Annotated in this window: 9 protein-coding genes and 1 pseudogene; 8 read left to right on the forward strand and 2 right to left on the reverse strand. The window is 65.5% G+C overall.

Going from position 1 to position 13,662, the window contains the following annotated elements; genetic code table 11:
* Positions 1–7: 7 nt before the first annotated feature.
* The 4 genes and pseudogenes from TSA1_RS41005 to TSA1_RS07715 form a co-directional block, all read left to right on the forward strand.
* Positions 8–487, forward strand: a pseudogene (locus TSA1_RS41005) (TRAP transporter small permease); the annotation flags it as partial.
* Between the two features lie 216 nt (positions 488–703).
* Entirely contained in the window at positions 704–1,984 is a 1,281-nt protein-coding gene (locus TSA1_RS41010; RefSeq protein ID WP_245448521.1) for a TRAP transporter large permease, read from the forward strand.
* Positions 1,985–2,105: 121 nt separating this feature from the next.
* Positions 2,106–3,269: a GGDEF domain-containing protein gene (locus TSA1_RS07710; protein ID WP_100175830.1), complete on the forward strand. Its 1,164-nt coding sequence runs from the start codon at positions 2,106–2,108 to the stop codon at positions 3,267–3,269.
* Positions 3,270–3,398: 129 nt separating this feature from the next.
* Positions 3,399–5,327, forward strand: coding sequence for an alkyl/aryl-sulfatase (locus TSA1_RS07715; RefSeq protein WP_100175831.1), 1,929 nt, complete (start codon positions 3,399–3,401; stop codon positions 5,325–5,327).
* Between the two features lie 191 nt (positions 5,328–5,518).
* On the opposite strand, the gene TSA1_RS07720 is transcribed toward TSA1_RS07715, so the two are convergent.
* Complete coding sequence (locus tag TSA1_RS07720; RefSeq protein WP_100175832.1) at positions 5,519–6,589, reverse strand: glycosyltransferase family 4 protein; 1,071 nt, start codon at positions 6,587–6,589, stop codon at positions 5,519–5,521.
* A 271-nt stretch (positions 6,590–6,860) separates the two neighbouring features.
* Here TSA1_RS07720 and TSA1_RS07725 point away from each other — a divergent pair, with 271 nt between their 5' ends.
* Genes TSA1_RS07725 through TSA1_RS07740 form a run of 4 tightly spaced genes read left to right on the forward strand, consistent with a single transcriptional unit; the run spans position 6,861 to position 12,743 of the window.
* Entirely contained in the window at positions 6,861–8,624 is a 1,764-nt protein-coding gene (locus tag TSA1_RS07725) for an ABC transporter ATP-binding protein (protein WP_100175833.1), read from the forward strand.
* A gap of 59 nt (positions 8,625–8,683) precedes the next feature.
* Complete coding sequence (locus TSA1_RS07730) at positions 8,684–10,888, forward strand: amylo-alpha-1,6-glucosidase (RefSeq protein WP_100175834.1); 2,205 nt, start codon at positions 8,684–8,686, stop codon at positions 10,886–10,888.
* A gap of 20 nt (positions 10,889–10,908) precedes the next feature.
* Positions 10,909–11,430 (forward strand): PRC-barrel domain-containing protein, encoded by a 522-nt coding sequence (locus TSA1_RS07735; protein WP_174718805.1) that lies wholly within the window; start codon positions 10,909–10,911, stop codon positions 11,428–11,430.
* Positions 11,431–11,453: 23 nt separating this feature from the next.
* Complete coding sequence (locus tag TSA1_RS07740) at positions 11,454–12,743, forward strand: MFS transporter (RefSeq protein ID WP_100175835.1); 1,290 nt, start codon at positions 11,454–11,456, stop codon at positions 12,741–12,743.
* A 60-nt stretch (positions 12,744–12,803) separates the two neighbouring features.
* Here TSA1_RS07740 and TSA1_RS07745 read toward each other — a convergent pair whose 3' ends face one another.
* Entirely contained in the window at positions 12,804–13,502 is a 699-nt protein-coding gene (locus tag TSA1_RS07745) for a helix-turn-helix domain-containing protein (protein ID WP_174718806.1), read from the reverse strand.
* Positions 13,503–13,662: the final 160 nt, after the last annotated feature.

The raw sequence follows: 13,662 nt of genomic DNA on the forward strand, positions 1-13,662 counted from the left end.
CGCGACGATGATCGCGGCCGCGACGTCGCTCATTTTCGTCGCCGTGCTGCACCGTTACGGCGCCGGGCTGTCGATCGACATCGCCAAATGGGCGGAAGCCCGCAACCTGACCTTCCTTGCGGTCCCCATGCGAGCCGCGTTCGTCTGGCTCGCTGCGCTGGACCTGTCCTGGGCGCAGGAACTCTGCATCTACATGTTCATCTGGATGGCCAAGTTCGGCGCCGCCTACGGCGTGCGGACCGGCATCCATGTCGGCGTCGACGTGCTGGTCAACATCCTTCCCGGCGGATCGCGCCGGCGCGTCATCACCTTCGGTCTTCTGTGCGGCGCGCTCTTCACCGCCATCGTCGCCTATTTCGGCGCCGCGTTCGTCGGCCAGATGTGGCAGACCGGCCAGCAGTCCAACGATCTGGAAGCACCGATGTGGATGGTGTATCTCACCATCCCGCTCGGCTCCGGCCTGATGTGCTTCCGCTTCCTGCAGGTCGCCTGGTCGTTCTATCGCACCGGCGAGCTGCCGCATCACGACATGGCCGGCGTCGAAGGCGTCGAGGTGGACCCGGTGCATCCGGCGCCGGTGACGCCCACCCAGGTGGTCCGGGACGAGCGCAGCCCGCTCGGCTGGATCCTGATGTTGCTGCCGGTGCTGATCGTCGCCCTGTGCTTCGCTCATTCGGCTCACATCATCACGCTGCCTCAGGGCCTGCGCGTCGTCATCGTGTTCGCGCTGCTGCTGTCCTTGATGCTGACGGGCATGCCGATCTCGATCGCGCTGGGTCTCACCGTGCTCAGCTTCATGTTCACGCTGACCGACGTGCGAACGGAATCGGTGGCGCTGAAGCTGTTCACCGGGATCGAGAATTTCGAGATCATGGCGATCCCGTTCTTCATCCTCGCCGGCAATTTCCTGACCCATGGCGGGGTGGCGCGGCGGATGATCACCTTCGCAACCTCGCTGGTCGGCCATTGGTACGGCGGTCTGGCGCTGTCCGGGGTGGTCGCCTGCGCGCTGTTCGCCGCGATTTCGGGCTCCTCGCCGGCAACCGTGGTGGCGATCGGCTCGGTGATCCTGCCGGCGATGGTCGCGCAAGGCTTCCCGAAGCGGTTCGGCGCCGGTGTGATCACGACGTCGGGCTCGCTCGGAATCCTGATTCCGCCGTCGATCCCGATGGTGCTGTACGCCGTCTCCACCAACAGCTCGGTCGGCAAGCTGTTCATCGCCGGCATCGTACCGGGATTCGTGCTGGCCTCGCTGCTCGGCGCCACGACGTTCTACCGGGCCTGGCGCAACGACTATCCGCGGATGCGGAAGGCCACCTTCCTCGAGCGTCTCGACGCCTTCCGCAAGTCGATCTGGGGCATCCTGCTGATCGTGATCGTGATCGGCGGCATCTATAGCGGCCTGTTCACGCCGACCGAGGCGGCCGCCGTCAGCGCCGTCTACGCCTTCATCGTCGCGGTGTTCATCTACAAGGACCTCAAGCTGCGGGACGTGCCGAGGGTGCTGCTGTCGTCGGCGAACCTGTCGGCGATGCTGCTCTACATCATCACCAACGCCGTGCTGTTCTCGTTCCTGATGACCTACGAGAACGTGCCGCAGGCGCTGGCGCAATGGATGATCGACCAGGGCTTGGGGTGGATCGGCTTCCTGCTGCTCGTCAACCTCCTGCTGCTGGTGGCCGGCAACGTGATGGAGCCGTCCTCGATCATCCTGATCATGGCCCCGATCCTGTTTCCGGTCGCGGTCAAGCTCGGCATCGACCCCATTCACTTCGGCATCCTGATGACGGTCAACATGGAGGTCGGCCTGTGCCATCCGCCTGTCGGCCTCAATCTCTACGTGGCCTCGGGCATCGCCAAGATGGGCATCACCGAGCTCACGGTCGCGGTGTGGCCGTGGCTGCTGACGATGCTGGGATTCCTGGTGGTGGTGACCTACTGGCCGGGCCTGTCGTTGTGGCTGCCGAGGCTGCTCGGGATGTAATGTGGGCGAAGATCACGCATGGCTAACGCGCGGTTAACCCGCGCGCTAAAATGCTGGCGTGGTGCGACGCACCCCTTTTTACGGATATGAGGTAGGACCATGCCAGCAGATGGGAGCTGGCATGTTCTTCGACAGAATGGAATCCGGACGGGCGTCGATTTCCGATGCCGTCTATCTGGAAGTCATCGGGGGCCTTCACGGCACCACGATGCCGAACATTCTCGCGGCCTCCTGCCTTGCAATGGTCGGCGCGATCACGACCTACGAGACCGGAGACATGGTGACGGCGATCCTGACGGTCGCCGGTGTCGTGGTGGCAATCGTCCGTCTGCTCGAGATTCTTGCTTTCCGTCGTCGTCTCACCCGTTCACCGCAACTCGGTCGGGCCGAGGCCGCGACCTGGGAGCGGCGTTACATTGCCGGCACCGTCGCGACGGCGTTGGTGCTTGGCGTGTTCGCGGCGCGCAGCATCGTGCTGGGTGATGCGCTCTGCTCCGTGATGGCGATCGGGATCGGATTCGGCTTCGGCGCCGGCGTGGTGGCGCGGCTGGCGCTGCGTCCCGTCGCGGCGCTGCTCGATCTGGTCGCGATCGCCGGGCCTACCGCGATCGTCACGTTCATGCAGCCGGATCTGCGCCACGTCGGCCTCGGGCTTCTCATTCTGATGTACGTGGTCGCGAGTTTCGAGATGGTGCGGTTGAGCTTCAACGCCTCGATCAGCCAGATCACGCTGAAGCGGAAATTCGAGCAGCTCGCGCGCTCGGATTCGATGACCGGCGTATCCAACCGCTCGGTGCTGGCGGCGGATCTGCCCCTGATGCTGTCAGCCGGGATGGTTGCGGTCCATACGCTCGATCTCGACCGCTTCAAGGAAGCCAATGACAGGTTCGGCCATCCCGCGGGTGATGCGCTGCTGAAGCAGGTCGCCGGGCGGCTCAAGGCGCTCGTCACGCAAGACGACCTGTTGATCCGCATGGGGGGCGATGAATTCGTTCTGGTCCAGAGCGCGGCGGCTGATGCGGAGGCGATGGCGCAGCGCATCGTGCAGTCGATCAGCGCGCCGTACGACGTCGACGGACAGGTGATCGAGCTTGGCGTCAGCGTCGGCGTTGCCGTCGCGCCGGACGACGGGCGCACCGCGGAAGCGCTGCTGTCGCGCTCCGACAAGGCGCTGTACCGGGCCAAGCAACATCGCGGCGGCTATGTGCTGGCGCGGGAATTGCGCGTGGCCGAGGCGGGTGTTGCAACGGCGGTGACCGAAGGATTGACCGCGCAAGCGGCATAGACGGCGCCACCTTCTCCCATAAAGGGAATGGGGAAGAAGAAAAGGCCATTGTCCTTTCACCTCCGCCAGTGATGGCAATCGACCGCGAGATGCGGTTAGATGCCGCGCAACCGGCCGGGAGGGAGAAACATGACCGACGCCAGCAACGAGCCGAAGGACGCGAGCGCGTCCGTCATCGCGCAGCATGAGGCGATGCTGAACGCGCTGCCGTTTTCCGACACGCGGGATTTCGACGACGCCGCGCGCGGCTTCCTCGGCACGATCGAGAACGCGACGATTACCAACCCGCAGGGGCGGACGGTCTGGAGTCTCGAGCCTTACGGCTTCCTGTCCCCCGAGAAGGCGCCGCCGACGGTCAATCCGAGCCTGTGGCGGCAGTCGCGGCTGAACATGCAGCACGGCCTGTTCGAGGTCGTGCCCGGCGTCTACCAGGTGCGCGGGCTCGACATCGCCAACATGACGCTGATCGAGAGTGACAACGGCGTCATCGTCGTCGACACCCTGACCTCGATCGAGGGGGCGCGGGCCGCACTCGATCTCTACTTCAAGCACCGCGGCCTGAAGCCGGTTGCGGCCGTCATCTTCACGCACACCCACACCGACCATTGGGGCGGCGTGCGCGGCGTGCTGGAGGAGGATGCGCTGGCGACAGGCCGCGTGCCCATCATCGCACCGAACCTGTTCATGGAGCATGCCGTCTCCGAGAACATCATCGCGGGACCGGCCATGCTGCGCCGGGCGCAATATCAGTTCGGGCCGCTGCTCGCCAAGGGCGCGCGCGGGCAGGTCGATTGCGGGCTCGGCAAGTCGATGGCGGCAGGATCGGTGGCGCTGCTGCGCCCGACCGATCTGATCATGGCGACCGGCGACAGGCGCGTCATCGACGGCGTCGAATTCGAATTCCAGATGGCGCCGAACAGCGAAGCGCCGGCGGAGATGCACTTCTTCATCCCGCGCTACAAGCTCCTGAACCTCGCCGAGAACTGCACTCACAATTTCCACAATCTGCTGCCGTTCCGCGGCGCCGACGTGCGCGATGCGCTGGCCTGGTCGAAATATCTGGGCGAGGCGCTGCAGCTGTGGGACGGCAAGGCGGAGGCGATGTGCGGTCAGCACCACTGGCCGGTGTGGGGACGCGAGCGCATCGGCACGATGATCCGCCAGCAGCGCGACCTCTACAAATTCGCGCACGACCAGACCATCCGCCTGATGAACCACGGCCTCACCGCGGCCGAGATCGCCGAGACGATCCGGCTGCCGAACAGCCTGGAGGGCGCCTGGCACGGCCGCGGCTATTACGGCCACATCCGGCACAATGTGAAGGCGATCTACCAGAAATATCTCGGCTGGTACGACGCCAACCCGGTCAATCTCGATCCGCTGCCGCCGGTGGAGTCGGGAAGGAAATACGTCGAGTACATGGGCGGCGCCGATGCCATCCTTGTGCGCGCACGAGCGGATTTCGACAAGGGGGAGTTTCGCTTCGTCGCGCAGGCGCTCAGTCATCTGGTCTTCGCCGAGCCTGATCATGCGGCGGCGCGCGCTCTGCTCGCCGACACGCTGGAGCAGCTCGGCTACGCCGCCGAAAGCGCGACCTGGCGCAACGCCTATCTGTTCGGCGCGCAGGAATTGCGCCAGGGAATGCCGAAGGTGCCGGCCCGGCCGCCGATGCCGCGCGAGACGCTGGCGGCGCTGCGCACCTCGCAGCTCTGGGACGTGCTGGGCATTCGCCTCAACGGCCCCAAGGCGGAAGGCAAGCATATCGTCTTGAACTGGCGCTTTTCCGACACCGGGGAGACCTTCGTGCTCAACCTCGAGAACTGCGCGCTCACTTATACCGAGGGCGTGCAGGCGGAGGGCGCCGACGCCAGCTTCACGCTGGCGCGTGCCACGCTCGATGAGGTCATCGCGAAGCTGACGAGCTTCCCGGAAGTCGTCGCCGCCGGCAAGGTCAAGCTGTCGGGCAACCCGATGAAGCTTGCCGAGCTGATGGGCCTGATGGACGAATTCCCGAGGATGTTCGAGATCGTTGAGCCGAAGCGGGCGGTGGTGAGGTAGGGGGAGGCCCGCGTTGACGCGCTGAGGGCGCGTCACACTCCGCTGTCGTCCCCGCGAACGCGGGGAGCCATAGCCACAGGAAGCTGGTAACTCCGAGCCTTCGCAAAACCAATGCTGCGGAGTATGGGTCCCGGATCGGCGCGCGCTCAAGGCGCGCTTGTCCGGGACGACAGTTGCGGTCGCGGCCGCCCTTACTCCGCGCTGCTCACCAGTTTGATCCGCGGGGCCTTTTCCTCGGCGAGGCTGCGGTAGGCTGCGAGATAGTCGAGCGCCATGCGCCGTGCGGTGAAGCGCGTCTCGAACTGCTTGCGGATCGCGGCGCGGTCGAGTTGCGCGAGGCGGCCGACGACGCCGGCCGCGCTGAGCACGTCCTCGACCACGAATCCGGTCAGGCCTTCGTCGATGATCTCAGGCACCGAGCCGCGGTTGAAGGCGACGACGGGCGTTCCGCAGGCCATGGCCTCGATCATCACCAGGCCGAACGGCTCCGGCCAGTCGATCGGCAGCAGAAGCCCGAGCGCACCGCTGAGGAAATCCGACTTCTCGTGATCGCTGATCTCGCCGATGAACTCCACCAGCGGATTGTTCTCGATCATGGGACGGATCAGCTCGTCGTAGTAGTCCTTGTCGGCGCGATCGACCTTGGCCGCAATCTTCAGCGGGATGCCGCAATGGGACGCGATCTTGATGGCGCGGTCGACGCCCTTCTCGGGCGCGATGCGGCCGAGTACGGCGAGATATTCCTGTTTTGCCGGCTTCGGCGTCAGCAGTTTCTCCGGCAAGCCGTGGTAAATCGTCTTCACCCAGTTCGCCTGCGGCACCGGACGGCGCTGCGCATTGGAGATCGAGATGACGGGCATCTTGGAGAAGGTGTTGAAGACCGGCTGATGCTCCGGAAGATCGAGCCGGCCGTGCAGCGTGGTCAAGAACGGCGTCGGCTGCCGATGGAATAGCGACCAGGGATAATAGTCGAGATGGAAGTGGAGGAAGTCGAATTCCTCGTCGTCACATTTCTGCCGCACGCGCTCGAGCAGCACCATGTGCAGCGCATTGGGATCGCGCACGGAACCGTCGAGGCGTAGCGCTCTCGGCCACAGGGCATCCAGCTTGGCCGATGTCTGCGAATCGCCGCTGGCGAACAGCGTCACGTCGTGTCCAAGGGCCACCAGCTCTTCCGTCAACCAATGCACCACCCGCTCGGTGCCGCCATACAGCTTGGGTGGAACAGCCTCCGTCAACGGAGCTACCTGCGCGATGCGCATCTCACCATCTCCTCTGCGATCATGGAGTCAAAGCCCCCGCCGTGTCTTGGCACCGGCACGCCAGACTGGGAACGTTCTCGCATCTGCGAAGTTCCTTCCCCAGACGTTACTTCTTCGACACACTGCAGCGTGGTCGCGATGATGCCATCACCTCATCTCACATCGTCCGCATCTGCATGTCGTGATCGCTCGGCCGGGAACCGGTGGCGAACGGTCGATGTTCAGTCGATCAGTCGCAAAACAAAAATCAGCATAACGGGGCGATAGCCATATGGATCATCTTTCTGGATACGCGCGCAGGCCATTTGCCTTTGTCTTGCGCTATCTTCAGATGCGAATGGCGTCGCATCTGGTGATCCTGACTGCGGTGGTGGGAGCAGTTGCCTGCTCTGTAGGCACGCAATACGGCGTCAAATCTCTCGTCGACGCCTTGTCCGCTGGCCCGTCACAGGGCGGCGGTGTATGGCTGGCATTCATTCTGCTCATGTCGCTGATCGCCGCCGACAACTTTCTCTGGCGGATCGCGAGCTGGACGGCGAGCTTTACCTTTGTCGGGGTCACGGGCGATTTACGACGTGACATATTTCGTCATCTGACCGGTCATGCGCCGAGCTACTTCTCGGACCGGATGCCGGGCATGCTGACGAGCCGCATCACAGCGACGTCAAATGCGGTGTTCACGGTCGAGAACATGTTCGTATGGAATGTGCTGCCGCCGTGCATTGCCACAATTGCGGCAATCGCCTTGATTGGAACCGTCAGTCCCTACATGGCGCTCGGCCTGATCGCGATTGCCGGCGGCATGGTGATCGCGATGTTCCGCCTCGCCGCCGCGGGCAAGCCGCTGCATGACGATTTCGCCGACAAGGCCGCCGTGGTCGACGGCGAGATGATCGACGTCATCAGCAACATGCCGCTGGTCCGCGCGTTCTGCGGCATCAGCCACGAGCACGAGCGGTTCGACGCGACCGTGAACCGGGAGCTCACCGCGCGCGGCCGCAGCCTGCGCTATCTGGAGAAGCTGCGGCTCATCCATGCCGGCGTCACCGTACTGTTGACGGTGGCGCTGATGGCCTGGGCGATCACGCTCTGGCAGAAGGGCGAGGCGACCACAGGCGACGTGGTGCTGGTCTGCACCCTCGGCCTGTCCATTCTCAACGCGACGCGCGATCTCGCGGTGGCGCTGGTCGACGTCACCCAGCATGTCGCGCGGCTGACCGAGGCGATCGCCACCCTGCTGGTGCCGCACGAGCTGCGCGACCACCCCGACGCCGAGCCGCTGGTGAAGAGCGGTGCGGCAATCGCGTTCAACAACGTCACCTTCGGCTATCCCGGCGGAGAGAAGATCTTCGAGCGGTTCAGTCTGCGGCTCCAGCCCGGCCAGCGCGTCGGCCTGGTCGGCCAGTCCGGCGGCGGCAAGTCCACGCTGTTCACGCTGCTGCAACGTTTCTACGACGCCGACGAGGGTAACATCACCATCGATGGCCAGGACATTTCGATGGTCACGCAGCTCAGCTTGCGCGAGGCGATCTCGGTCGTGCCGCAGGACATTTCCCTGTTCCACCGCTCCATCCGCGAGAACATCCGCTATGGCCGGCCGAACGCGACCGACGACGAGGTGCTGCGGGCCGCGATCGCGGCGCGCTGCGATTTCATCGATGGCCTGCCGGATGGTCTCGACACCATGGTCGGCGACCGCGGTGTCAAAATGTCCGGCGGCCAGCGCCAGCGCATCGCCATCGCGCGCGCTTTCCTGAAGGATGCGCCGATCCTGCTGCTGGATGAAGCCACCGCGGCGCTCGACAGCGAGTCCGAGGAGGCCATCCGCGAGGCGCTGTCGCGCCTGATGCGCGGCCGCACCGTGATCGCGATCGCGCACCGGCTGGCGACGCTGCGCAATTTCGACCGCGTGGTGGTGCTGAGGAATGGTAAGATCATCGAGGATGGCTCGCCGGAGCGCCTGATGCAGGGCCACGGGCCATATCGCGAGCTGGTGACGCAGGAAATGAGCCGGCTCGCGCAAGCCGCCGCGTAAACCCACAGTCGCGTTCTCGAGTCGGTTGCGTTTCGAAAACAAGCGCAGGGAAGCAGCTCATGTCGGCCGAAGCCGTAGCTCAATTCGTCTCCGTGACACGGACCTCCGAACAGGTCGCGGAGCAGCCTTTCTACATTCCCATGACCGGGCCTGCCGCCCGACCGCGGCGGTCTCTCAAGCACGACGACATGTTCATCGTGCTCGACAGCCATGGCGACATCGGTGCCTCCGCCGGCGGGCCGGACGGTCTGTTCCACCACGACACGCGCTATCTGGCGCGGCTGGAGCTCGTGCTCGACGATCTCCAGCCGCTGTTGCTCGGCTCCAATCTGCGCGACGACAATTCGGCGCTGACGGTTGACCTCACCAATCCCGACATCTACCGGCAGAACAGCCTCGTTCTGCAAAAGGACCTGCTGCACATCGTGCGCACCATTTTCCTGTGGCGTGGCACCGCGTATCAGCGCATCGGCGTGCAGAATCACGGTGACCGGCGCACCAGCTTCGAGCTGACGCTGCTGTTCGACAACGACTTTGCCGACCTGTTCGAGGTTCGCGGCGAGCGCCGCCCGCGCCGCGGGGTGGGCACGAGCAAGCTGCTCGGGCCGACCGACGTGCTGTTCGAATATCGCGGTCTCGACGACGTCGAGCGCACCACGGGCCTGCATCTCGATCCGCGTCCGACGCGACTGTCGGTCAATGCCGCGACCTGGCAGCTCGAGCTGGATCCGCATGAATCGAAATCGCTGTTCGTGGCCGTGTCCTGCAACCGCCCGATGGCGGAGAAGCCGGCGCGCTTCTTCCGGGGCCTGCTCGCCCATCGCCGCGAGATGCGCCAGTCCACCGTTGGCGCCGCCAGCATCGAGACCTCCAACAACATCTTCAACGAGGTGCTGTGCCAGGCCATGGCCGACCTCAACATGCTGATGACGGAGACGCCGCAGGGGCGTTATCCCTATGCCGGCATTCCCTGGTATTCGACGACGTTCGGCCGCGACGGTCTGATCACCGCGCTCCAGATGCTGTGGGTCGATCCGCGGGTCGCCAAGGGCGTCCTGCGCCGGCTCGCGCATTTCCAGGCCCAGGCGACGGATCCGCTTGCCGATGCCGCGCCGGGCAAGATCCTGCATGAGATGCGCGGCGGAGAGATGGCGGCGCTGCGCGAGGTGCCATTCGCGCAATATTACGGCAGCGTCGATTCGACCGCGCTGTTCGTGCTGCTCGCCGGAAGCTATTTCGAACGCACCGGCGACGAGAAGACCCTGATCGAGCTGTGGCCGGCGATCGAGGCGGGGCTGGCCTGGATCGACGGTCCCGGCGATCCCGATCAGGACGGCTTCGTCGAATACCAGCGCGCGACCGAAAAGGGGCTGGCCAATCAGGGTTGGAAGGATTCGTATGACGCGATCTTCCACGCCGACGGCCAGCTCGCGGAAGGCAATATCGCACTCGCCGAAGTCCAGGGCTACGTCTACGCCGCCAAGCAGCTCGCTGCGCGTTGCGCCTTGCGGCTCGGCAAGCCGGACCGCGTGCGCAAGCTCGAGGCTGACGCCAGGGCGCTGGCCGAACGCTTCGAGAAGGCGTTCTGGTGTGAGGAGCTCGGCACCTATGCGCTCGCGCTCGACGGCAAGAAGCGGCCGTGCAAGGTGCGGACCTCGAACGCCGGTCAGGTCCTGTTCAGCGGTATGATCCGCGAGGACCGCGCCCGCCTCGTCGCCGCCGACCTGATGCGGCCGCATTTCTTCTCGGGCTGGGGTATCCGCACGGTCGCCGTCGGAGAGGTGCGCTACAACCCGATGTCCTATCATGACGGGTCGATCTGGCCGCACGACAACGCGCTGATCGCGCTCGGGCTCGCGCGCTATGGCCTCAAGCATTCGGTGGCGCACGTCTTCAAGGGACTGTTCGACGCGGCGACCTACATGGATCTGCGCCGGCTGCCCGAATTGTTCTGCGGCTTCCGGCGCGAGAAGCGGCGCGGCCCGACGCTCTATCCGGTCGCCTGCGCGCCGCAGGCCTGGGCCAGCGCGACGCCGTTCACGCTGCTGGAAGCGGCGCTCGGCCTCGAGTTCGACGTCGCACGCGGCGAGATTCGCCTGCGCAACCCGCACCTGCCGGCGTTCCTCAACGAGGTGATCCTGCGCGATCTGCGCCTCGGCGAATCCAGCGTCGATCTTCGCGTCAGCCGCCACGGCGACGACGTGGCGCTGGAGGTGTTGCGCACGCGCGGCCAGATCCAGGTCTCGATCGTGCTGGCGCGCTAGCGGCGCGCAAGGAGGACGTCATGCGTGGGATAGCAGCATTGATCCTTGGTACGGCCGTCGTCGCGAGCCTGGCGGTCGCGACCGTGCGTGCCGCGGACGAGCCGCCCGTAGGCCAGAGTGAGGCCAATGCGCCGGCGACGGCCCAGCCGCCGGCCTCGACCGTCGCCGTGACGCCGAAGGATGCCGCCCCGCCGCCGTCGGTGACCATCATCGGCGCGAGCGAGGCCCATGGCGTGCTAGGCCGCGACGTGCGCAGCGCAGCCGGCGAGGACATGGGCCGCATCGTCGACGTCATCGTCGATCGCACCGGCCATGTGCGCGCGGCGGCGATCGATTTCGGCGGGTTTCTCGGCGTTGGCAGCCGCAAGATCGTGGTGGACTGGAACGCACTGCGCTTCGGCAAGATCGCCAACAAGAAGGACAGCATCACGCTGGAATTGACCAAGGCGCAGGTCGCGGCCGCGCCGGAATACAAGGAGGACACGCCGATCGTCGTGCTCGGTGCGTCCGGCAGCCTTCAACCGCTGCAAGCGATCCAGTGAGGCGCAGGGAGGGATGACCGCCTGTGCTGTTGTCGAGGAAGCCCAACCGTGCAGATCGCGAAGGCCGCGTTGAACAGGACAACGTCGCCGCGCCACCGGCCGCCGGCATTCCGGCGCCGTCGCGCCGGAGCTTGCGCGGTCTCGATTGGTTCATCTTCTTCCTCGCCGACGTGCAGACCGGGTTCGGCCCCTTCATCGCGGTCTATCTGACCACGCAGAAATGGACCCAGGTCGAGATCGGTCTCGTGCTGTCGATCGGCGGCATCGTCGCCCTGATCGGGCAGATGCCGGGCGGCGCGATCATCGACGCCGCCAAATCGGAGCGTCTGGTCGCGGGGCTCGCGATCGCGACCATCGGGGCTTGCGCGCTGGCCTATGCCGCAATGCCGATCTTCCCGGTCGTGGTGGCCGCCGCTACCCTGCATGCGGCGGCGAGCTGTGTGCTCGGGCCGGCGATTGCGGCGATCAGCCTTGGCCTGGTCGGCCCGCTCGCGATCGGCGAGCGGCTCGGCCGCAACGCGCGCTTCGCCTCCCTCGGCAACGGCGTCGCGGCGGCCGTGATGGGCACCGCGGGATATCTGTTGTCGAGCCGCTCGGTGTTCCTGGTCACTTTCCTGCTCGCGATCCCGACCCTGATCGCGCTCTCGTACATCCGCGAGAAGGAGGTCGACATCGCCCGCTGTCACGGCGAGATGCCGCGCGAATCGGCAGATCGCGGCGACACCAACATCTGGCATCTGATCCGGCAGCGTCCGCTCATCGTCTTCGCCCTCAGCGTTCTGCTGTTGCAGCTGGCGAACGCTTCCATGATGCCGCTGATGGCAAGCGCGGTGACGGCGCGGTCCGCCCAATGGGCGACGGTGCTCGTCGCCTTTTGCATCGTGGTTCCCCAGGCGATCGTGGCCCTGCTGTCGCCGACGGTGGGGCGCAAGGCACAGCTCTGGGGCCGGCGGCCGCTGCTGCTGATCGGTTTCGGCGCGCTGGCGATTCGCGGTTTGTTGTTCGCGACCGTGCGCGACCCGTATCTCCTGGTGCTCGTGCAAGTGTTTGACGGCATTACCGCGGCGGTATTCGCGGTCATGATCCCGCTGATCGTCGCCGACGTCGCCTTCGGCAGCGGCCATTTCAACCTGGCGCAGGGCATTGTCGGCACCGCGACCGGCATCGGCGCGTCCCTGAGCACGGTGCTCGGCGGCTATGTCAGCGACAAGTTCGGCAACGCGACCGCCTTCATCGGGCTGTCCGGCGTTGCCGCGACCGGGCTGCTGCTGATTCTCTTGGTGATGCCGGAGACGCGGCGCACCGTGCGATAGCCGCAAAGGAAAAGCCGGCCGAAGCGAGTTCGGCCGGCCAAGTCACGGGGGAGAAACCGATCAGGCGTCGAGATGCTGCAGGCGCTGGCGATTGCGCAGCACGATCTGGCGGGCGCCGGAGAAACCGAGAATGCCCTGGGCGTGAAGCTGCGACAGCGCGCGCGACACGGTTTCGAGCGTGAGGCCGAGATAGTCGCCGATGTCGCGTCGGCACATCGGCAGGGCCATCATGCCGGCAACGGCGAGGCGACGGTCCATTTCGAGCAGGAAGGTCGCAACGCGCTCCATCGCGGTCTTGCGACCCAGCAGCAGCATGTGGTCCTCGGCGTGGCGAAGCTCGCCGGCCGTCATGGCCCAGAGCTTGCGGGCAACCTGGACGTCGGTGGCTGCCGCCTTCTCAAGGCTGGCGCGCTTCACGAGGCGCACGGTGGTGTCGATGATCGCTTCGGCAGCAAGACGGTGCGCGGGACCAGATTCGAGGCCGAACACGTCGCCGGGAAGATGGAAGGCGCCGATCTGGCGGCGGCCGTCGGACAGGAGCTTGTAGCTGCTGACCGCGCCGGTGACGACCTGGTAGACATATTCGGCCGGCTCGTCCTCGCCGTAGATCTCCTCGTCCTTGCGGTAGGAGAATTCCGTGGCGACCAGGCCCACATGGCCGGTGATGGCGCCGAACTGGTCGGCGACGGGATGGGCGGGAGCAATCTTGCCAACGATCTGGGTGTTGATCGCTTGGGTGTTGAGTGTCTGGGTGAGCATCTGCGCCATCTCCGTTGTGATGGCGCTTTGGTACGCGGTATCCGGGGCTTCGAAAATTTAGAGCGATATCTTAAGGGGGTTGCCTTACGTAGAATTCCGGAGGTCGGACCCCGATCCGCACCCGTTCGGCCGCGCGGGCAAGTGCATCCCGCGATATTCA

The sequence above is a fragment of the Bradyrhizobium nitroreducens genome (genome assembly GCF_002776695.1).
In the GTDB taxonomy this organism is placed as follows: domain Bacteria; phylum Pseudomonadota; class Alphaproteobacteria; order Rhizobiales; family Xanthobacteraceae; genus Bradyrhizobium; species Bradyrhizobium nitroreducens.